This window comes from Leclercia sp. EC_58, from assembly GCF_019584355.1.
Taxonomy (GTDB): domain Bacteria; phylum Pseudomonadota; class Gammaproteobacteria; order Enterobacterales; family Enterobacteriaceae; genus Enterobacter.
This window is the reverse complement of the sequence record NZ_VDAM01000001.1, coordinates 805,471-824,239: the sequence shown is the minus strand read 5'-3', so window position 1 is coordinate 824,239 and position 18,769 is coordinate 805,471. Positions and strand designations below refer to the sequence as shown.

Below are 18,769 nucleotides of genomic sequence, written 5' to 3'. Positions count from 1 at the left end.
ATTTTCTCATTAACCGCAGCATACACTCTGGAGTCGACTCCAGAGTCAAGCGTTAAATATAGAGCGAACGCACGATCAGGAAGTGCCCGGCAAAATAGCAGGCGGCGGCGATGGCATTATCGGCGCGGAAACGGCGACGGTAATGACTGCCCAGCCAGACAATATTGCTAAGCAGCAGGAGCGTGGCCCCCACGAAAGCCGACAGCGCCGGGGCCGTCGGACGGAAGAACCACAGCTCACCTGCCAGCCACACCATCACCAGCGTCATGGCGATAAACGTACAGATTGGCCAGCGCATCTCCTCCAGACGCGTCCAGACCACCGCGATCAGCACCGCACCAACGACCAGCAGCGCCAGCGGCAGCGGCCAGAAGAAGGAGAGCGTCATCTGGCTGGCAAAATAGATGGTATAGAGCAGATGCGATAAGAAGAACGCCCCCACGGCATAGAGCAGGCGCTGGCGCGGCAGCAGGGTCAGGGCATCGCCCACCAGCGACGCGCAGAGCCCGGCGAGCACCAGGTAGCTGACGGCGTTAAACATCGGCGCCTGCCAGGCCAGCAGCAGGAGCAGCAGGAGGGTGACGGGTTTAAACAGCCAGCGCTGCCAGGCAGGGCCGCGGTAGGACGCATCGACATACAGCCATGCGGAGAAACAGACAGCGATAAATGACCAAAGCATATTAAGTCCCTGTATCTGTTATTGTTGAATAAACAGTTTCACTTCAGTGTAGTGGTGCAGACGGGCCAATAGCAATGCACAGCGTGGCACGCTATCCTGATTTCAGCCTGGTCTTAAGGATTGTCTAATGAGCAAGATGCCGCTCTTTTTTATTATCGTTCTGGCAATTATCGTCGTTGCAGCGTCATTTCGCTTTGTGCAGCAGCGTCGGGAAAAGGCCGATAACGACGCCGCGCCGCTGCTGCAAAAGCGGGTGGTGGTGAGCAATAAACGGGAAAAAGCCCTCAACGACAGGCGCTCGCGTCAGCAGCAGGTTGCGCCTGCCGGCACCAGCATGCGCTATGAAGCGAGCTTTAAGCCGGAAAGCGGCGGTCTGGAGATGACCTTTCGCCTCGACGAGAAGCAGTACCATCAGCTGACGGTGGGGGATAAAGGAACGTTGCGTTACAAGGGGTCACGGTTTGAGGGGTTTGATCCGGCGCCGTAGTCAGCCAGCCCGCACGAACCGTAGGCCCGGTAAGCGCAGCGCCACCGGGCAGAAGGCTGCAGGTTACTTCTTCACCTGCGCCTTAAACTTCTTCATCCACACCAGCAGCTCAAACACGCCGAAGATAAAGACGCGGGCCTGCTGCCAGCCGGTCATCTGCGGACCGTCTTTCGGTAAGCCATTTTTCAGCATCACCATCTGCAGGGCATGCATAAACGAGGTGAAAATCAGCGCCACGTTAACAAAAATGTTCATCGGGCGTGGGAATGGGTGTACGAGGTTGAGGAGCAAAAATGCCCAGACCCCCAGCATCAACAAACGACCCAGATTAATCAGTACCGGCATCAGTCTCTCCTTGTGATTGACGGTGATAAAGACGATAGGCGACCTGTCCGGCCACTTTCTCCCGGTGCAGATCCCAGTGGGCGGGCACCGACGGTAAACCGTTTTCTACCTCGCTCTCGACGTAGATTAGCGCATCATCCGCCAGCCAGCCGTTGTTTTCCAGCAACGTTAGCGTCTCTTCCAGCAGCCCTTTGCGAAACGGCGGATCGACAAATACTACATCGTGCGGGGTACCCGCCTGGGCCAGAAACGCGAGGGTATTGGTGTTAACGACGCGGGCGTGCGCCGCTTTCAGCGTCACCAGGTTTTGCTGTAACTGCTGGGCGACGCTGCGATCCATCTCCAGCAGCGTGGCGCTGGCGGCGTAGCGCGACAGGGCTTCAAGGCCGAGCGCGCCGCTTCCGGCGAAGCAGTCCAGGCAACGGGCATCTACCATTGAAGGTGCCAGCCAGTTAAACAGCGTCTCACGGACGCGGTCGGTGGTCGGGCGCAGGCCGGGGCTGTCCGGGACGGGAAGTTTACGGCCACGCCACTGGCCACCGATAATGCGAATTTGGCCCGCGGCAGCACGGTTGGGTTTCTTCATATTGTTGCTCAGGTCACTCGTACGGCCTGCGTTTGCAGGCGGTGATGTGCGTTAAGTTAAGTGATAAACTATTTCATCATTTTTTTAGCTTCCATGTATATAGCGCCAGTAATTAACCGCGAGGGGTGTAGTCGCAGATGGCAAAAGAGAAAAAACGTGGCTTCTTTTCCTGGCTGGGATTTGGTCAAAAAGAGCAGGAAACCGAGCAGCAGAACGAAGAACAACAGAGCGCAGAACAGCCCGCAGCGGTTGAACAGCCGCAGCCTGAAACCCCTGTTGAAACCGTCGCTGACGTAGAAGCAGAAACGCGCACCCACAGCCCGCAAGAGACTGAAGCCTTTGCTGAAGAGGTGGTTGAGGTCACGGAGCAGGTTCAGGAGCGCGAAAAACCGCAGCCGGTTGAACCGGAGCCTGTCGCCATTGAGCCAGAACCTGTCGCGGTCGAGGAGATTGTCGAGCCGGTCGCGGAGGAGCTCCCGCCGCAGGCTGTCGAGCATGAAGAATTACCGCTGCCGGAAGAGATCGCTGAAGAGAGTAAAGAGGTGATCCCGGAAGAGTATCTGCCAGAAACCGAAGAAGAGACGATCAGCGACGAAGAGCTCGAAGCGCAGGCGCTGGCGGCTGAGGCGGCAGAAGAGGCGGTGATGGTTGTCCCGGTCGCCGACGAGAACGAGCCAGTTGAAGAGATTGTTCAGGAGCAGGAAAAACCAACCAAAGAAGGTTTCTTCGCGCGCCTGAAACGCAGCCTGATTAAAACCAAAGAGAACCTCGGTTCCGGATTTATCAGTCTGTTCCGCGGTAAAAAAATCGACGATGATCTCTTTGAAGAGCTGGAAGAACAGCTCCTGATTGCCGACGTTGGCGTGGAAACTACCCGCAAAATCATCAGCAGCCTGACGGAGAGCGCCAGCCGTAAACAGCTGCGCGACGCCGAAGCGCTCTACGGCCTGCTGAAAGAAGAGATGGGTGAAATCCTCGCAAAAGTTGACGAACCGCTTAATATTGAAGGCAAAATGCCTTTTGTTATTCTGATGGTGGGCGTAAACGGCGTGGGTAAAACCACCACTATCGGCAAGCTGGCGCGTCAGTTTGAACAGCAGGGTAAATCGGTGATGCTGGCCGCGGGGGATACCTTCCGTGCCGCCGCCGTTGAGCAGCTGCAGGTGTGGGGCCAGCGCAACAATATTCCGGTGATTGCCCAGCACACCGGCGCAGACTCCGCATCGGTGATTTTCGATGCGATTCAGGCGGCGAAAGCGCGCAATATTGATGTCCTGATTGCCGATACCGCAGGGCGTCTGCAGAATAAATCGCACCTGATGGAAGAGCTGAAGAAGATCGTCCGCGTGATGAAAAAGCTGGACGAAGATGCACCGCATGAAATTATGCTGACTATTGATGCCAGCACCGGACAGAACGCCATCAGTCAGGCGAAGCTGTTCCATGAAGCGGTAGGGCTGACCGGGATCACGCTGACCAAGCTGGATGGCACCGCGAAAGGCGGGGTGATCTTCTCGGTAGCGGATCAATTTGGTATTCCTATCCGCTACATCGGTGTTGGCGAACGTATCGAAGATTTACGTCCGTTTAAATCGGGCGACTTTATTGAGGCACTTTTTGCCCGAGAGGATTAACAATGATTCGCTTTGAACACGTCAGCAAGGCCTATCTCGGTGGGAGACAAGCGCTGCAGGGAGTGACATTCCACCTGCAGCCGGGCGAGATGGCATTTCTGACCGGCCACTCCGGCGCGGGGAAAAGTACCCTGCTCAAGCTTATCTGTGGGATCGAACGGCCAAGCGCCGGGAAAATCTGGTTCAGCGGCCACGACATCAGCCGCCTGAAAAACCGCGAAGTGCCGTTTCTGCGTCGGCAGATCGGCATGATTTTCCAGGATCACCATCTGCTGATGGACCGCACGGTCTTCGACAACGTGGCGATCCCGCTGATTATCGCGGGCGCCAGCGGGGATGATATTCGTCGTCGCGTGTCGGCGGCGCTGGATAAGGTCGGGCTGCTGGACAAAGCGAAGAACTTCCCTATCCAGCTTTCCGGCGGTGAACAGCAGCGCGTGGGCATTGCCCGCGCGGTGGTGAATAAACCGGCGGTGCTGCTGGCGGATGAACCGACCGGTAACCTGGACGACGCCCTTTCCGAAGGGATCCTGCGTCTGTTTGAGGAGTTTAACCGCGTGGGGGTGACAGTACTGATGGCGACGCACGACATGGGGCTGATTGCTCGTCGTTCGTACCGCATGCTGACGCTCAGCGACGGTCATTTGCACGGAGGCCTCGGTGAATAAGCGTGACGCAATGAACCAGATGCGGCAGTTTGGCAGCAAACTTGACCGTTTTCGTAAATCGGCAGGCGGCCCGGGGGACGGCAACCGCAATGCGCCGAAGCGCAGCAAATCCGCGCCAAGACCCAACTCGCGCAAAACCAACGTGTTTAACGAGCAGGTGCGTTACGCTTTCCAGGGCGCATTGCAGGATCTGAAAAGCAAACCGTTCGCCACTTTCCTGACGGTCATGGTGATCGCCATCTCCCTGACCCTGCCCAGCGTCTGCTACATGGTCTACAAAAACGTTAATCAGGCGGCGTCGCAGTACTATCCTTCTCCGCAGATCACCGTTTATCTCGATAAATCCCTCGACGATAACGCCGCTGCCCAGGTTGTGGGTCAGCTGCAGGCCGAGCAGGGGGTCGAGAAGGTGAACTACCTGTCGCGGGAAGACGCGCTGGGCGAGTTCCGTAACTGGTCCGGGTTTGGCGGCGCGCTGGATATGCTGGAAGAGAACCCTCTGCCAGCGGTGGCGGTGGTGATCCCAAAACTCGATTTCCAGGGCACCGAGTCGCTAAACACCCTGCGCGATCGCGTCTCCCGTATCCACGGCATTGATGAGGTGCGGATGGACGACAGCTGGTTCGCCCGTCTGACGGCGCTGACTGGCCTGGTCGGGCGCGTTGCGGCGATGATCGGCGTGCTGATGGTAGCGGCGGTGTTCCTTGTTATCGGCAACAGCGTGCGCCTGAGCATCTTTGCCCGTCGCGACACCATTAACGTACAGAAGCTGATCGGCGCCACCGACGGTTTCATCCTGCGTCCGTTCCTGTATGGCGGCGCACTGCTCGGTTTTGCCGGCGCATTTCTTTCACTGATTTTGTCAGAAATTTTGGTGATGCGACTTTCCGCCGCGGTAACCGAAGTGGCGCAGGTTTTTGGAACTAAGTTTAATATCAGTGGCTTATCCTTCGACGAGTGCCTGTTATTGCTGCTGGTTTGCTCGATGATCGGCTGGATAGCGGCCTGGTTAGCAACCGTGCAACATTTACGTCACTTTACCCCTGACTAAAAAATCTCTGGTATAATCTTTCCCTGCATTGAGAATCACCGTGCAGGGAAAGAGCCTTTCGTTGACTCTGGCCCGCATCATCATCTTCATGTCACATTTTGTGCGTAATTTATTCACAGTTTCACTCGGAACTTGTGGATAAAATCACTGTCTGATAAAAGAGTGAGTGATATTCTCGTTGCTCATTAATTCTGGCATGTTCGTTGCCTGATGGGGACAAACCGCCGCCAGAAAAATTGATTGAGAGGAATGAATGACCAAAGAAATGCAAACTTTAGCTTTAGCCCCTGTTGGTAACCTGGAATCTTACATCCGGGCCGCTAACACCTGGCCGATGTTGACGGCCGAGGAAGAAAAGGAGCTTGCTGAAAAGCTGCATTACCAGGGCGATCTGGAAGCAGCTAAGACGCTGATCCTGTCTCACCTGCGCTTTGTTGTTCACGTTGCTCGTAATTACGCGGGCTACGGCCTGCCGCAGGCAGACCTGATCCAGGAAGGTAACATTGGCCTGATGAAGGCGGTGCGTCGCTTCAACCCGGAAGTGGGTGTGCGTCTGGTCTCCTTTGCTGTGCACTGGATCAAAGCGGAAATCCACGAATACGTGCTGCGTAACTGGCGTATCGTGAAGGTCGCCACTACTAAAGCACAGCGTAAACTGTTCTTTAACCTGCGTAAAACCAAGCAGCGTCTGGGCTGGTTCAACCAGGACGAAGTGGAAATGGTTGCTCGCGAGCTGGGCGTCTCCAGCAAAGATGTGCGTGAGATGGAATCGCGAATGGCCGCGCAGGACATGACCTTTGATATGTCCTCTGACGACGATGCCTCCGACAGCCAGCCGATGGCCCCGGTCCTCTATCTGCAGGATAAGTCATCTAACTTTGCCGACGGCATTGAAGATGATAACTGGGAAGAGCAGGCCGCCAACAAGCTGACCTATGCAATGGAAGGCCTTGACGAGCGTAGCCAGGATATCATCCGTGCCCGCTGGCTGGACGAAGACAACAAGTCCACCCTGCAGGAGCTGGCCGACCGCTATGGTGTCTCCGCTGAACGTGTGCGTCAGCTGGAAAAGAACGCCATGAAAAAACTTCGCGCCGCTATCGAAGCGTAATCTTCACGAAGCTCCCCGATAACCCTCGAATGCAAATTCGGGGGTTTTGTTTTTTTAGCGCCCGCAAATACTCCCCTCCTGGCAAACAGTTACCTGACGCCGTGTGCTGACTCGTTAAAGCCTCGCTTACCTTATATACATTACAAAATAGCTATTCCAATTCGATAAAAATGGGGTATGTTTTAGCAGAGTATGCTGAAAAGGCGCGCACGGCAGACGCATAATTGAAATAAAGCGCCAAAAAACAACATCACAACAAACACAATAACCATCATAATGGGGATTCTCAGGATGAATATGAAGGGTAAAGCCTTACTGGCAGGATGTATCGCGTTGGCTTTCGGCACCGCTCAGGCTGATATCAAAGTGGCCGTTGTCGGCGCAATGTCCGGTCCGGTAGCCCAGTACGGCGATCAGGAGTTCACAGGTGCAGAGCAGGCGGTTGCCGACATTAATGCCAAGGGCGGCATCAAAGGCGAAAAACTGCAGATCGTAAAATATGATGATGCCTGCGACCCGAAACAAGCGGTTGCGGTTGCCAACAAAGTGGTGAATGACGGCATCAAATACGTTATCGGCCACCTCTGCTCCTCTTCCACGCAGCCTGCGTCTGACATCTACGAAGATGAAGGCATTCTGATGATCACCCCAGCGGCTACCGCGCCGGAGCTGACCTCCCGTGGCTATAAGATGGTCATGCGTACCACCGGGCTGGACTCTGACCAGGGCCCAACCGCAGCGAAATATATCGTTGAGAAAGTGAAGCCGAAGCGTATCGCCATTGTCCATGACAAGCAGCAGTACGGTGAAGGCCTGGCGCGTTCCGTGCAGGACAACCTGAAAAAAGCGAACGCTAACGTGGTCTTCTTCGACGGTATCACCGCCGGTGAGAAAGATTTCTCTACTCTGGTGGCGCGCCTGAAAAAAGAGAACATCGATTTCGTTTACTACGGGGGTTATCACCCGGAGATGGGCCAGATCCTGCGTCAGTCTCGCGCTGCCGGTCTGAAAACGCAGTTCATGGGTCCGGAAGGGGTGGCGAACGTCTCCCTCTCTAACATCGCCGGTGAATCTGCGGAAGGCCTGCTGGTGACCAAGCCGAAGAACTACGACCAGGTTCCTGCCAACAAACCGATCGTAGACGCCATCAAGGCGAAGAAACAGGATCCAAGCGGTGCCTTCGTCTGGACCACCTACGCTGCGCTGCAAACCCTGCAGGCGGGCCTGAATCAGTCCGCTGAACCGGCTGACATTGCTACCTGGCTGAAAGCGAACGCCGTTGAAACCGTAATGGGGCCGCTCTCCTGGGATGAGAAAGGCGACCTGAAAGGCTTTGAATTCGGCGTGTTTGACTGGCATGCCAACGGTACGGCGACCGACGCCAAATAATCCTCAGGGCGAGCGTCTCATCGCTCGCCCTTTTTTTATCTTCTCGAATTCCCTCCTCTGACATCATCCCCGTCGTTTCGCGCTCGTCCGCTATTCCATTTCGCTAATCTCAAAAAATGTGATCATATACATTATTTTTTAAAACCATATAGTTTTATTATGGCGTCACTGCAGGGAAATGGTCACGTTTTAGATATGGATAACCTTTAATATTTATTTTGATACATACAGCTCGTTAATAGAACGCGATGTATATAACCTGCATCGCGACGGCAATGATTCCAACGACCGCTGCGGCGTGCAATTGCGCTTTAAATATTATCTCTGCTAAAGCCTTATATTTGCCGCTTATTACGACGATAAATAATTGCTGAGGATAATAGGCAATATCGCTTTGCCGATAGCGTTTGGCTCGCCTGCGCCCAAATGGCATTTAGCCGCGAATAACTTATTGCCGCTCTGCACAAAAACAGGGGTTTTGCATAAAGGGAGAATACCTATGCCAGAAAATTACGAAGGAATGATTACGGGGCTAATTACCCATGCCGGCAGCTGCAAAAGCCTGGCTTTCGCTGCGCTTCAGGCGGCGAAACGACAGGATAATGATCAGGTGCAGCGTCTGTTAGCCGAGGCGAAAAAGGTCCACCAGAACAGAGCGGAAGGCACATCATGACGGTTTTAGATACGATTGCCGGTTTTTCGCAAAAACTGGCTGGCCAGGTGCATCTGCGCAGCCTGCGCGACAGCTTTATTATCGCTATCCCGTTTTTAGTGTTGGCCGGGCTTTTTATTATGGTCAACTACGTCTTTCTCGATACCAACGGCTTTATGCGCCACGTGCTCTCTGCCGACACCATGGTGCAGTGGCGGGGTATCGGCGAGCGGGCGCTCAACGGCACCATGAACATTTTGTCCATTATGCTGGCGGTGCTGGTGGCCTATTCGCTGGCCAGCAAGCGTAAGTTCGAAAGCCCGATCATTGCCGCGATGGTTTCGCTGGCCTGCTTTTTTGTGCTGATGCCGGTTACCGCCTCCGTTACCGCTGCCACCGGCGAGACGGTGAGTGTGACGGGCGTGGTGCCCTACGCGCAGACCAATGCGGGTGGGGTATTTCTGGCGATTCTGTGCGCCTTTCTCTCTACCAGCATTTTTCTGAAGATCTCCAGCTCCCCGGCGCTGCGGATATCGCTGGGGGAGGAGGTGCCTCCTATGGTGCAGCAGTCGTTTAACGCCCTGTCTGCCATCATGATCACCGTGGCTTTTTTCTCCGTCGCCACCTTTGCCATTACCAGTTTGACGCATACCGAGCTGTTTGCGCTGATCCAGACCTTGGTGCAAAAGCCGCTGGTCCATCTGACCACCAGCCTGCCGGGCTTTATTACTTTAACCACCCTGACGAACTTACTCTTTTCGCTGGGTATCCACCCCTCGGGTATTATCAACCCGGTGCTGGAGCCGCCGCTGCTGGTCGCCATGCAGGAGAACATGGCCGCCTTCGCCGCTGGCCTACAGCCGCCGCACATTATCGTGCTGCCGTTTCGCGACCTGTATGGTCACATGGGCGGAACGGGTTCAACGCTGGCGCTGCTGCTGGCGATCCTGCTGCGCAGCCGCATGAGCAGCCATAAAAAATTCGCCAGAACGGTGATTGCTCCTGGGGTGTTTAATATCAACGAGCCGGTGATTTTTGGCCTGCCGGTGATCCTCAACCCGCTGATGATGATCCCGTTTATTTTCTACCCGCAGATAAACTTTATCATCGCCTATTACGCTACCGCCTGGGGCTGGGTATCGCATATTGTCGCCTACGTACCCTGGTCGGTACCGCCTTTGCTCTCCGGCTGGCTGGGATCGGGGGGCGATCTGCGCAACGTGGTGCTGCAAATTATCCTGATTGGCGTTGGGGTCGTGATTTACCTTCCCTTCCTGCTGGCCTATGAGCGCTCAATCAGCGCGAAAAAAGCGCAGCAGGTCATCGAGACCATCGCCACGACGCCGCCAACAGATCCTGAGCCAGAACCGGCAATCGCGCAGCCGCTGCGCGAGGGCGAGGCTCACCCGCTGGACGATAAAACCATCGTGCTGATGTGTAACGAGGGCATGTCCACCTCGCTGGTGGCAAAAAAGATGCGGCAATATGCAGAGAGTATCCACTGTACCGCGTCGATTAGCGCCACCCATATCGGCAACCTCGAAGAAACCGTGCAAAAAGCTGACCTGATACTCCTCTCGCCGCAGCTTACCTATATGGAAAGCAACGTTCGGGAAACGGCAGGGGATCGCTGCCGCGTGGCGCGGGTTAACCCGCAGCATTTTTCAAATATGAATGGTCAGGCACTCATTGAGCATGCCGTCACGTTGTTAAAATAAGGAAGTTATATGATTAATTGCGCATTTATTGGCTTTGGTAAAAGTGCTACCCGCTACCATTTGCCCTACGTCCTGATCCGCAACGATAAATATCGTGTGAAGACGATTTACGATATTGTCGCTAAGCCGGAGATAGAGTCCCGGCCGCAATACCGCGGAATTACTTTTACCCGTGACGTTAACGAGATCCTTACGGATGATACCATCCGCCTGGTGGTTATCTGCACCCACCCGGACAGCCACTATTCCTGGGCAAAGGCCTGCATCGAGCACGGCAAAAACGTCATGGTCGAGAAGCCGTTTACTACCACGCTGGACGAGGCGAAGACGCTGCTGGCGCTGGCGAAGCAGCACGGCGTCACCGTCACGCCGTTTCAGAACCGCCGCTTCGACTCCTGTTTCCTGACCGTGCAGCAGGTGATTAAGAGCGGCCTGCTCGGGGATATCGTGGAAATTGAGAGCCACTTCGACTATTTCCGCCCCGAGGCGCAGCCGCAGGTTAATCACCCCTTCAACGGCGCATTTTATGGCCTTGGGATCCACACCCTTGACCAGATGCTGGCGCTGTTTGGCCGGCCGCGCCAGGTAGCCTATGACATCCGCAGTCTGCGGCTGAAACAAAATCCCGACGATACCTTTGAAGCCCAGCTCTATTACGACGACCTGAAGGCGATCATTAAAACCAGCCATCTGGTGATGACGCCCTATCCGCGGTTTATTGTTCACGGCACCCGCGGCTCCTTTATTCAGATGCATATCGACCGTCAGGAGAGTTACCTGAAAGAGAATATCATGCCGGACCACCCGACATTTTGCGCCAATAACCAGCCGGGCATTATTGAATATCTGAATGAGGAGCAGCAGACGGTTAAGCGCGAGGTGCCTGCGGTGCGCGGCGATTATGGCCGGGTGTATGACGCGCTCTACGACACCATAATGAACGGCGCCGCCAATTACGTCAGCGAGCAGGATATGTTGACCAACCTGGAAATACTTGAGGGCGGTTTTAGCCGCGCCACGCCTTTCGTGATCGATTTGGATTAATACTATGAAACGGATATTAAATTGTCGGGCGTCCGATTTTCAGCGCCAGCCTGATGCGGCGGCGTTAGTGGCGGCCATTCGCGCCTCTGAGGGGCGGGTCGTGCTCGCTGAAGTGGCGGCGGAAACCCCGCCGCTCTACCCGGATGTCACCAATGCCGAGCTGGTGGCGGCGTTCGGTGCCGATATGGTACTCCTTAAGGGATACAATACCGCCACCCATGCAGTCGCCGGAGCGCCCGTGGCGGGGGGAGTTGAGCAGGTCAAAGCCCTTACCGGCAGGCTGGTGGGCGTCAGCCTTGAGGTGACTTCCGAAAACGACGCCGATAACCCGCGCAGCCTGTCGCGGCACGCGCTTGAACAGGTGCAGGGGGCGGATTTCCTCTGCCTGACCGGCTACGACAAGCCGGGGGTGGATCGGCTCAGCATGCTTCAGGCGATAAGCCTTGCGAAGGCGCACTTCCCCGGCTTTATCATGGTGGCGAAGTTCAGCGCCCGGGGGCTGATGGCGGCGGCGGAATATGCGGAGTACGCGACGGCGGGCGCCCACGCGGTGGTGATCCCCGCACCGGGAACCTGTCAGGGGAGCCGTGAAGGGGAGGTGAGCGCGATCGTTGATGCCGTACACCTGGCGGGTGCCCTGGCTATTACTACCATCAGCACCAGTCAGGAGGGGGCAGACGGCGCAACGGTGAGCCAGATAGGTCTTGCCAGCAAGCGCTGCGGCAGCGACATCCATAGCTTTGGGGATGCGGGCTGCGCGGGAATAGCCGACCCGGAAGCGATTTATCGCCTGTCGATTGCCGTACGCGGAAAAAGGCACACCTGGGTTCGGATGGCCTCATCTATAATGCGTTGAGATTTCTATCTGCCTGTATTTATAGTATAACAGGCCTATGTTTATAGGTCTGTATTGTGGTCAGAATGCCGAAGTATCTTGCTATATATAAAGAGATTAAAAAAAGAATACTTTCTGGCTACTACGCCCAGAATAGCCAGCTGCCGGAAGGAAAGAAATTCGCGCTGCTTTTTGATTGTAGCGAACTGACTATTACCAAGGCGCTGGATATTCTGGTTAAAGAGGGGCTGGTCGTCAGAAAAAGAGGTCTCGGCTCTTTTGTTAAATTACCGTTTAATACCTCGTCAATTAATAGCCATCTGAAGGGCACCAAAGCGCGCTGTGATGAATCAGGCGAGACAATAACAACGCGAGTAATTGCTTTTTCCGCCATTCCCGCCCCGGCCGACGTGCAGGAAAAGCTCCAGCTTGGCGGCGATGAGATGGTCTATTCGATCCTTCGCGTCAGGGTTATTAACGACGTGCCGGCCATTATCGAAAAAACCTTTATGCCAGTGAATGTTATTCCAGGCCTCAACTATGCCAACGTGGCGGACTCCATATACAGCTATATTACCGACGCGCTGGGCTATCAGATCCACAGCAGCCACATGATGATCACCGCCTCCATAGCAGATGAACAGCAAAGCCAGCTATTGCAGCTGGCCGAGCCGGAGGTGGTTATCCACGTTGAGCAGACCGCCTATTTAGATAACGGCAAGCTGTTTGAATACTCGGTCGCCACTCACCGCTATAACCGGTTTAAATTCGCCACCGAGTTTATTAAATACAATTAAGTCGCAGGCTTATTCCTGCCCGTGGTGGACCCATCCGTCCTGCTGCGCCACAAACCCCAGCGCCTGCATAAAGGCCGCCATCACGCCGCGGTCTTCGACGCCCACGTCCGCCATCCACCACGAGGCCACGCTCGGGTTATCGCGCATCACCTCTTCAACCAGATATTGCCCTACGCCGCGACGACGCGTGACTTCACGCACGCGCAGGGAGTCCAGCGCGCCTTCCGTCCCGCTCAGCGTGACGCGCACCGCGCCTAACAGACGCTCGTTAAAGCGCGCAGCATAAATTCGATGGGTATCATCAACGGTGAGGGAGGCGGGGGAGTATTCCGGCCAGATTTTGCCAAGATCGATACGATCCTGGTCGCTAAAGGTCACCAGACGGACGATAGTCAGTTTCATTAGCAGCATATCCACGTAAAAAAAGTACAGGCAGTGTACTCAATTTATCCTGCTGACGGCTTCTCCTTTTTCAATCCATTCTTTAGGTGATTACTTTTTTGGCAGCCAAATGTACAGCCATAAAACGTAGGGATCGAAAAATAAGCAGAATATTAACCTAAAAGGCAGCGTTTTATTCCGCTCTTTGTGCCGTTATTTTATGCTGCAAACTCTACTTTTAGTTGTTTATCTCTGCCTGATTTCAGAATATTATCTTTGCTTAATCACCTGAAATATAGAGATTTTACTCTGATTTTTGTGAAAAAACTGTGCTAAACCATTAAAGGCAATAGCAAAAGTTGCATTGTTTAATAAAAGTACAGAATGCTTTTTAACCATAATAAAACAAAATATATACATCACGTCACGAATGGGGATTCACCAATGAAAAGGAACGCGAAAACATTGATCGCGGGAATGGTTGCACTGGCAGTTTCGCAGGCGGCCATGGCGGAGGATATTAAAGTTGCGGTGGTAGGTGCATTGTCCGGTCCGGTTGCCCAGTGGGGTGATATGGAGTTCAACGGCGCGCGCCAGGCAATTAAAGACATCAACGCCAAAGGCGGCATAAAAGGCGACAAACTGGTCGGTGTGGAATATGACGATGCCTGCGACCCGAAACAGGCCGTGGCCGTTGCCAACAAAATTGTGAACGATGGCATTCAGTATGTGATTGGCCATCTCTGTTCCTCCTCCACCCAGCCTGCGTCCGATATCTACGAGGATGAAGGCATTCTGATGATCACGCCTGGCGCCACTAACCCTGAACTGACCCAGCGCGGCTATCAGTACATCATGCGTACCGCAGGGCTCGACTCTTCACAGGGGCCGACCGCGGCGAAGTACATTCTTGAGAGCGTGAAGCCGCAGCGTATCGCCATCATCCATGATAAGCAGCAGTACGGCGAAGGCTGGCCCGCTCTGTACAGGATGGCCTGAAAAAAGGTGGTGCCAACGTGGTCTTCTTTGACGGCATCACCGCAGGCGAAAAAGACTTCTCCGCACTGCTGGCGCGTCTGCAAAAAGAGAACATCGATTTCGTCTACTACGGCGGGTACTACCCGGAAATGGGGCAGATGCTGCGCCAGGCGCGCGCAATCGGCCTGAAAACCCAGTTTATGGGGCCGGAAGGGGTAGGTAACGCCTCCCTGTCGAACATTGCAGGCGATGCGGGCGAAGGCATGCTGGTGACGATGCCAAAACGCTATGACCAGGATCCGGCGAACAGCGCTATCGTTAACGCGCTGAAAGCCGAGAAGAAAGACGCGAGTGGTCCGTACGTCTGGATCACCTATGCCGCCGTACAGTCTCTGGCTACCGCCATGGATCGTACCGGCAGCAAAGCGCCGCAGGATCTGATTAAAGATTTAAAAGCACACGGGGCTAACACCGTGATTGGGCCGCTGAACTGGGATGAGAAAGGCGATCTGAAGGGATTTGAGTTTGGTGTCTTTAAGTGGCACGCCGACGGTTCATCCTCGGCCGCCAAATAATTATCCCACCGCCCGGCAGGACCGGGCGGGAATAGAAAGGTTACCTTATGTCCGAGCAGTTTCTCTATTTTCTGCAGCAGATGTTTAACGGCGTCACGCTGGGAAGCACCTATGCACTGATCGCCATCGGCTACACGATGGTGTACGGCATTATCGGCATGATCAACTTCGCTCACGGCGAGGTGTATATGATCGGCAGCTATGTCTCCTTTATGATTATCGCCGCGCTGATGATGATGGGCATCGACAGCAGCTGGCTGCTGGTGGCCGCCGGATTTGTCGGGGCGATTGTCATTGCCAGCGCCTACGGCTGGAGTATCGAACGGGTGGCCTATCGCCCGGTACGTAGCTCCAAGCGTCTGATTGCGCTGATCTCCGCGATTGGTATGTCCATCTTCCTGCAAAACTACGTCAGCCTCACCGAAGGGTCGCGCGACGTAGCGCTGCCAAGCCTGTTTAACGGTCAGTGGATTGTCGGTGCCAGCGAGAACTTCTCCGCCTCTATCACCACCATGCAGCTGGTGATCTGGGTTGTGACCTTTATTGCGATGCTGGCCCTGACGCTATTTATCCGCTACTCCCGCATGGGCCGCGCCTGCCGCGCCTGTGCAGAGGATCTGAAAATGGCGAGCCTGCTCGGTATCAATACCGACCGGGTGATTGCCCTGACCTTCGTGATTGGTGCGGCGATGGCGGCAGTAGCGGGTGTGCTGCTCGGCCAGTTCTACGGCGTGATCAACCCGTACATCGGCTTTATGGCCGGGATGAAAGCCTTCACCGCGGCGGTACTGGGCGGTATCGGCAGTATTCCGGGCGCGATGATCGGCGGCCTGATCCTGGGCGTGGCCGAAGCGCTCTCCTCGGCCTATCTGAGTACCGAATATAAAGATGTGGTGTCGTTTGCCCTGCTGATTCTGGTTCTGCTGGTCATGCCTACCGGTATTCTGGGTCGTCCGGAGGTAGAGAAAGTATGAAACCGATGCATTTTGCTATGGCACTGCTCTCTGCGGCGATGTTCTTCGTGCTGGCGGCGGTCTTTATGGGCGTTCAGCTGGAGCTGAGCGGCACTAAGCTGGTGGTGGATTCCGCGTCGGATATCCGCTGGCAGTGGGTCTTTGTTGGCACTGCGGTGGTCTTCTTCTTCCAGCTGCTGCGTCCGGTTTTCCAGAAGACGTTGAAAAGCGTCTCCGGGCCGAAGTTTGTCCTGCCAGCTATCGACGGCTCAACCGTTAAACAGAAGCTGTTCCTGGTCGCGCTGCTGGTGGCGGCCGTAGCGTGGCCGTTCGTGGTCTCGCGCGGCACGGTGGATATCGCCACCCTGACCATGATTTACGTGATCCTCGGCCTCGGCCTGAACGTGGTGGTGGGTCTGTCAGGCCTGCTGGTGCTGGGCTACGGCGGTTTCTACGCCATCGGCGCTTACACCTTCGCCCTGCTGAACCACTATTACGGCCTCGGCTTTTGGACCTGTTTGCCGCTGGCGGGGCTGGTCTCTGCTGCCGCCGGTTTCCTGCTCGGCTTCCCGGTGCTGCGCCTGCGCGGTGACTATCTGGCGATTGTGACCTTGGGCTTCGGCGAAATCGTCCGTATCCTGCTGCTCAACAATACCGAAGTGACCGGCGGCCCGAACGGTATCAGCCAGATCCCGAAACCGACCTTCTTCGGCCTGGAGTTCAGCCGTTCCGCCCGTGAAGGCGGCTGGGACACCTTCAGCAACTTCTTCGGCGTGAAGTACGACCCGTCCGACCGCGTGATCTGGCTCTATCTGGTGGCGCTGCTGCTGGTGGTTCTCACCCTGTTCGTGATTAACCGCCTGCTGCGTATGCCGCTGGGGCGTGCATGGGAAGCGCTGCGTGAAGATGAGATCGCCTGCCGCTCCCTGGGCCTGAACCCGACCCGCATCAAGCTGACTGCCTTTACCATCAGCGCCGCGTTTGCCGGTTTTGCCGGAACGCTATTTGCCGCGCGTCAGGGCTTCGTCAGCCCGGAGTCGTTCACCTTTGCGGAATCCGCCTTCGTGCTGGCGATTGTGGTGCTGGGCGGGATGGGCTCGCAGTTCGCGGTGATTCTCGCAGCCATCCTGCTGGTGGTCTCCCGTGAATTGATGCGCGACTTTAACGAATACAGCATGCTGATGCTGGGTGGTTTGATGGTGCTGATGATGATCTGGCGTCCGCAGGGTCTGCTGCCGATGACCCGTCCGCAGCTGAAGCTGAAGAACGGGCAGACAAAAGGAGAGCAGGCATGAGTCAGCCATTATTATCCGTTAACGGCCTGATGATGCGTTTTGGCGGCCTGCTGGCGGTCAACAATGTCTCTTTGGATCTGCATCAAAAAGAGATTGTGTCGCTGATCGGCCCGAACGGTGCCGGTAAGACCACGGTCTTTAACTGCCTGACCGGTTTCTACAAGCCGACGGGCGGCACCATCATGCTGCGCGACCAGCACCTGGAAGGGCTGCCGGGTCAGCAGATTGCCCGCATGGGCGTGGTGCGTACCTTCCAGCACGTGCGTCTGTTCCGCGAGATGACGGTGATCGAGAACCTGCTGGTAGCCCAGCATCAGCAGCTGAAAACCGGGCTCTTCTCCGGCCTGCTGAAAACCCCGGCGTTTCGCCGGGCGCAGGACGAAGCATTAGATCGCGCCGCCACCTGGCTCGATCGTATCGGCCTGCTTCAGCATGCCAACCGCCAGGCGAGCAACCTCGCTTACGGCGATCAGCGTCGTCTGGAGATTATCCGCTGCATGGTGACCCAGCCGGAGATCCTGATGCTCGATGAGCCGGCGGCAGGGCTGAACCCGAAAGAGACCAAAGAGCTGGACGAACTGATTGTCGAGCTGCGTAACCATCACGACACCACCATCCTGCTGATTGAGCACGATATGAAGCTGGTGATGGGCATTTCGGATCGTATTTACGTGGTGAACCAGGGGACGCCGCTGGCGAACGGCACGCCGGAAGAGATCCGCAACAACCCGGACGTGATCCGCGCTTACCTGGGTGAGGCATAAGATGGAAAAAGCGATGTTATCTTTTGACAAGGTTAATGCCCACTACGGCAAGATCCAGGCTCTGCACGACGTCAGTCTGCACATCAATCAGGGCGAAATCGTCACCCTGATTGGCGCCAACGGCGCGGGGAAAACCACCCTGCTCGGCACCCTGTGCGGCGACCCGCGCGCCACCAGCGGGCGTATCGTCTTTGACGGTAAAGACATCACCGACTGGCAGACCGCAAAAATCATGCGTGAAGCGGTGGCGATTGTCCCGGAAGGACGGCGCGTCTTCTCCCGCATGACGGTAGAAGAGAACCTGGCGATGGGCGGCTTCTTTGCCGAGCGCGAACAGTTCCAGACCCGCATCAAGCGCGTGTATGACCTCTTCCCGCGTTTGTTTGAGCGCCGTATTCAGCGGGCAGGCACCATGTCCGGCGGGGAACAGCAGATGCTGGCGATTGGCCGCGCGCTGATGAGCCAGCCGCGCCTGCTGCTGCTCGACGAACCCTCGCTCGGGCTGGCGCCAATCATCATTCAGCAGATCTTCGACACCATCGAGCAGTTGCGCAGCGAAGGGATGACCATCTTCCTCGTGGAGCAGAACGCCAACCAGGCGCTGAAGCTCGCGGATCGCGGCTACGTGCTGGAGAATGGTCGGGTGGTGCTGGAAGATACCGGCGACGCGCTGCTGGCGAACGAGGCGGTGCGGAGCGCGTATTTAGGCGGTTGAGCCGTCTGTATTGCCCGGTGGCGCGTAGCGATCCGGGCCTACGGTATCAAGCCGGGTAGGGCGACGCCGCCCCCTGGCTTTTTTGTTTTTTGTACGCTTCAGTTGTACAATT

At 55.8% G+C, this 18,769-nt stretch carries 19 protein-coding genes and 1 pseudogene; 16 read left to right on the top strand and 4 right to left on the bottom strand.

Features of this window, described 5'->3' with window-relative positions; translation table 11 throughout:
* Window positions 1-52: 52 nt before the first annotated feature.
* Window positions 53-679, bottom strand: a complete 627-nt coding sequence (locus FHC51_RS04155; protein WP_114316485.1) for a lysoplasmalogenase — start codon at window positions 677-679, stop codon at window positions 53-55.
* Between the two features lie 127 nt (window positions 680-806).
* Here FHC51_RS04155 and FHC51_RS04150 point away from each other — a divergent pair, with 127 nt between their 5' ends.
* Window positions 807-1,166 (top strand): DUF2500 domain-containing protein, encoded by a 360-nt coding sequence (locus tag FHC51_RS04150; RefSeq protein ID WP_220434947.1) that lies wholly within the window; start codon window positions 807-809, stop codon window positions 1,164-1,166.
* A 63-nt stretch (window positions 1,167-1,229) separates the two neighbouring features.
* Here FHC51_RS04150 and FHC51_RS04145 read toward each other — a convergent pair whose 3' ends face one another.
* Window positions 1,230-1,511 carry a DUF1145 family protein gene (locus tag FHC51_RS04145; RefSeq protein ID WP_103824760.1) on the bottom strand — a complete coding sequence of 94 codons (282 nt, stop codon included), beginning with the start codon at window positions 1,509-1,511 and terminating at the stop codon, window positions 1,230-1,232.
* Window positions 1,495-2,097 (bottom strand): 16S rRNA (guanine(966)-N(2))-methyltransferase, encoded by a 603-nt coding sequence (rsmD, locus tag FHC51_RS04140; RefSeq protein ID WP_220434946.1) that lies wholly within the window; start codon window positions 2,095-2,097, stop codon window positions 1,495-1,497. Before rsmD ends, FHC51_RS04145 begins: the two co-directional genes overlap by 17 nt.
* Before the next feature lie 137 nt (window positions 2,098-2,234).
* Here rsmD and ftsY point away from each other — a divergent pair, with 137 nt between their 5' ends.
* From ftsY to FHC51_RS04090, 10 genes are all read left to right on the top strand, one after another.
* On the top strand, window positions 2,235-3,731 hold the full coding sequence (ftsY, locus tag FHC51_RS04135) for a signal recognition particle-docking protein FtsY (RefSeq protein ID WP_220434945.1): 1,497 nt from the start codon (window positions 2,235-2,237) through the stop codon (window positions 3,729-3,731).
* A gap of 2 nt (window positions 3,732-3,733) precedes the next feature.
* The gene (gene ftsE, locus FHC51_RS04130; RefSeq protein WP_103177363.1) at window positions 3,734-4,399 is read left to right on the top strand and encodes a cell division ATP-binding protein FtsE; all 666 of its coding nucleotides are present in this window, start codon (window positions 3,734-3,736) and stop codon (window positions 4,397-4,399) included.
* On the top strand, window positions 4,392-5,450 hold the full coding sequence (ftsX, locus tag FHC51_RS04125) for a permease-like cell division protein FtsX (RefSeq protein ID WP_156239929.1): 1,059 nt from the start codon (window positions 4,392-4,394) through the stop codon (window positions 5,448-5,450). Before ftsE ends, ftsX begins: the two co-directional genes overlap by 8 nt.
* A 253-nt stretch (window positions 5,451-5,703) precedes the next feature.
* Window positions 5,704-6,561, top strand: coding sequence for an RNA polymerase sigma factor RpoH (gene rpoH / locus FHC51_RS04120; protein ID WP_032614938.1), 858 nt, complete (start codon window positions 5,704-5,706; stop codon window positions 6,559-6,561).
* A 291-nt stretch (window positions 6,562-6,852) separates the two neighbouring features.
* Entirely contained in the window at window positions 6,853-7,950 is a 1,098-nt protein-coding gene (locus tag FHC51_RS04115; protein WP_103824763.1) for a branched-chain amino acid ABC transporter substrate-binding protein, read from the top strand.
* A gap of 499 nt (window positions 7,951-8,449) precedes the next feature.
* Window positions 8,450-8,623, top strand: a complete 174-nt coding sequence (locus tag FHC51_RS04110; protein ID WP_220434944.1) for a PTS lactose/cellobiose transporter subunit IIA — start codon at window positions 8,450-8,452, stop codon at window positions 8,621-8,623.
* A complete protein-coding gene (locus FHC51_RS04105; RefSeq protein ID WP_220434943.1) occupies window positions 8,620-10,320 on the top strand; it encodes a PTS transporter subunit EIIC in 1,701 nt (566 codons plus the stop codon). Before FHC51_RS04110 ends, FHC51_RS04105 begins: the two co-directional genes overlap by 4 nt.
* 9 nt (window positions 10,321-10,329) lie before the next feature.
* Window positions 10,330-11,364: an oxidoreductase gene (locus FHC51_RS04100; RefSeq protein WP_220434942.1), complete on the top strand. Its 1,035-nt coding sequence runs from the start codon at window positions 10,330-10,332 to the stop codon at window positions 11,362-11,364.
* A 4-nt stretch (window positions 11,365-11,368) separates the two neighbouring features.
* A complete protein-coding gene (locus tag FHC51_RS04095) occupies window positions 11,369-12,220 on the top strand; it encodes a hypothetical protein (RefSeq protein ID WP_220434941.1) in 852 nt (283 codons plus the stop codon).
* Window positions 12,221-12,285: 65 nt separating this feature from the next.
* Entirely contained in the window at window positions 12,286-12,996 is a 711-nt protein-coding gene (locus FHC51_RS04090; RefSeq protein ID WP_103177357.1) for a GntR family transcriptional regulator, read from the top strand.
* Window positions 12,997-13,005: 9 nt separating this feature from the next.
* On the opposite strand, the gene panM is transcribed toward FHC51_RS04090, so the two are convergent.
* Window positions 13,006-13,398, bottom strand: a complete 393-nt coding sequence (gene panM / locus FHC51_RS04085) for an aspartate 1-decarboxylase autocleavage activator PanM (RefSeq protein WP_103824769.1) — start codon at window positions 13,396-13,398, stop codon at window positions 13,006-13,008.
* Between the two features lie 423 nt (window positions 13,399-13,821).
* Between panM and livK the strand changes: the two are divergent.
* The 5 genes and pseudogenes from livK (at window position 13,822) to livF (ending at window position 18,657) form a co-directional block, all read left to right on the top strand.
* Window positions 13,822-14,930: pseudogene (gene livK, locus FHC51_RS04080) on the top strand (high-affinity branched-chain amino acid ABC transporter substrate-binding protein LivK).
* A 47-nt stretch (window positions 14,931-14,977) separates the two neighbouring features.
* On the top strand, window positions 14,978-15,904 hold the full coding sequence (livH, locus tag FHC51_RS04075; RefSeq protein WP_013099131.1) for a high-affinity branched-chain amino acid ABC transporter permease LivH: 927 nt from the start codon (window positions 14,978-14,980) through the stop codon (window positions 15,902-15,904).
* Window positions 15,901-17,178: a branched chain amino acid ABC transporter permease LivM gene (gene livM / locus FHC51_RS04070; protein ID WP_103177354.1), complete on the top strand. Its 1,278-nt coding sequence runs from the start codon at window positions 15,901-15,903 to the stop codon at window positions 17,176-17,178. The genes livH and livM overlap by 4 nt, the downstream gene beginning before the upstream one ends.
* On the top strand, window positions 17,175-17,942 hold the full coding sequence (livG, locus tag FHC51_RS04065; RefSeq protein ID WP_039032512.1) for a high-affinity branched-chain amino acid ABC transporter ATP-binding protein LivG: 768 nt from the start codon (window positions 17,175-17,177) through the stop codon (window positions 17,940-17,942). The genes livM and livG overlap by 4 nt, the downstream gene beginning before the upstream one ends.
* Window position 17,943: 1 nt before the next feature.
* Window positions 17,944-18,657, top strand: coding sequence for a high-affinity branched-chain amino acid ABC transporter ATP-binding protein LivF (gene livF / locus FHC51_RS04060; protein ID WP_103177352.1), 714 nt, complete (start codon window positions 17,944-17,946; stop codon window positions 18,655-18,657).
* The last annotated feature ends 112 nt before the right edge of the window (window positions 18,658-18,769 follow it).

What these genes read in the sequence shown, in the direction of transcription:
- FHC51_RS04155 (WP_114316485.1), bottom strand. Translation starts at nt 679, where the DNA reads ATGCTTTGGTCATTTATCGCTGTCTGTTTCTCCGCATGGCTGTATGTC.
- FHC51_RS04150 (WP_220434947.1), top strand. Translation starts at nt 807, where the DNA reads ATGAGCAAGATGCCGCTCTTTTTTATTATCGTTCTGGCAATTATCGTC.
- FHC51_RS04145 (WP_103824760.1), bottom strand. Translation starts at nt 1,511, where the DNA reads ATGCCGGTACTGATTAATCTGGGTCGTTTGTTGATGCTGGGGGTCTGG.
- rsmD (WP_220434946.1), bottom strand. Translation starts at nt 2,097, where the DNA reads ATGAAGAAACCCAACCGTGCTGCCGCGGGCCAAATTCGCATTATCGGT.
- ftsY (WP_220434945.1), top strand. Translation starts at nt 2,235, where the DNA reads ATGGCAAAAGAGAAAAAACGTGGCTTCTTTTCCTGGCTGGGATTTGGT.
- ftsE (WP_103177363.1), top strand. Translation starts at nt 3,734, where the DNA reads ATGATTCGCTTTGAACACGTCAGCAAGGCCTATCTCGGTGGGAGACAA.
- rpoH (WP_032614938.1), top strand. Translation starts at nt 5,704, where the DNA reads ATGACCAAAGAAATGCAAACTTTAGCTTTAGCCCCTGTTGGTAACCTG.
- FHC51_RS04115 (WP_103824763.1), top strand. Translation starts at nt 6,853, where the DNA reads ATGAATATGAAGGGTAAAGCCTTACTGGCAGGATGTATCGCGTTGGCT.
- FHC51_RS04110 (WP_220434944.1), top strand. Translation starts at nt 8,450, where the DNA reads ATGCCAGAAAATTACGAAGGAATGATTACGGGGCTAATTACCCATGCC.
- FHC51_RS04105 (WP_220434943.1), top strand. Translation starts at nt 8,620, where the DNA reads ATGACGGTTTTAGATACGATTGCCGGTTTTTCGCAAAAACTGGCTGGC.
- FHC51_RS04100 (WP_220434942.1), top strand. Translation starts at nt 10,330, where the DNA reads ATGATTAATTGCGCATTTATTGGCTTTGGTAAAAGTGCTACCCGCTAC.
- FHC51_RS04095 (WP_220434941.1), top strand. Translation starts at nt 11,369, where the DNA reads ATGAAACGGATATTAAATTGTCGGGCGTCCGATTTTCAGCGCCAGCCT.
- FHC51_RS04090 (WP_103177357.1), top strand. Translation starts at nt 12,286, where the DNA reads ATGCCGAAGTATCTTGCTATATATAAAGAGATTAAAAAAAGAATACTT.
- panM (WP_103824769.1), bottom strand. Translation starts at nt 13,398, where the DNA reads ATGAAACTGACTATCGTCCGTCTGGTGACCTTTAGCGACCAGGATCGT.
- livH (WP_013099131.1), top strand. Translation starts at nt 14,978, where the DNA reads ATGTCCGAGCAGTTTCTCTATTTTCTGCAGCAGATGTTTAACGGCGTC.
- livM (WP_103177354.1), top strand. Translation starts at nt 15,901, where the DNA reads ATGAAACCGATGCATTTTGCTATGGCACTGCTCTCTGCGGCGATGTTC.
- livG (WP_039032512.1), top strand. Translation starts at nt 17,175, where the DNA reads ATGAGTCAGCCATTATTATCCGTTAACGGCCTGATGATGCGTTTTGGC.
- livF (WP_103177352.1), top strand. Translation starts at nt 17,944, where the DNA reads ATGGAAAAAGCGATGTTATCTTTTGACAAGGTTAATGCCCACTACGGC.